General features: G+C 77.2%; 1 pseudogene. It reads right to left on the reverse strand.

The features are described from left to right. Positions 1 to 644: pseudogene (locus tag QOL99_RS17420) on the reverse strand (transcriptional regulator); the annotation flags it as partial.

A 644-nucleotide genomic window follows, 5' to 3' on the forward strand; every position in this document is an offset into this window, starting at 1 on the left:
CCCGATTCGGCCAGGAGTTCGGCGGCCCGCGCCGCATTCCCGGCCTGAAGGTGCGCCGCCATCGCCCGCCGGGGCCGCCCGCTGCGCTCGAAGTAGTCGGCCCCCCGCGCCGCGATCTCCCGCGCCTCGCCCGGCGAGAGCAGCCCCCGCAGGTGCGCCCGGAGCAGGGGGTGGGCCCGGTAGGTCTCGCCCGTGCGGGTCAGGAAGGTGCCGCCGCGCTCCAGCGCCCCCAGCAGGGTGGCGGCCTCGCGCACGTCCAGCACGGCTTCCAGCAGGCCCGGCGAGAGTTCCTCGAAGACGCTGCCGCGCGTCAGCAGCGCCCGCAGCGAGGGGTCCAGCGGCCCCAGCACCTCCTGCGCGAGGTAGGTGAAGAGGGTCGCCAGTTGCGCCTCGCCCCCGTCGAGTTCCGCCAGCGCCGAGAGGGGCACCCGCCCCTGCGCCGCCGCCTGCGCCAGAAAGCGGGCCGCGATGGGCCACCCCTCGGTCAGGGTGTGCGCCAGCCGCACCTCCTCCGCGCTCGCGTCCACCCCCTGCGCGGCGAGCAGCGCTCCCAGTTCCTGCCGGGTAAAGGCGAGGTCGGGGGCGCTGAGGCGGCGCAGTTCCCCCTCCGCCTCCAGCCGGGTCAGGGCCGGGTGCTCCAGCGG

The sequence above is a fragment of the Deinococcus rhizophilus genome (assembly GCF_030271215.1).
GTDB classification, from domain to species: domain Bacteria; phylum Deinococcota; class Deinococci; order Deinococcales; family Deinococcaceae; genus Deinococcus; species Deinococcus rhizophilus.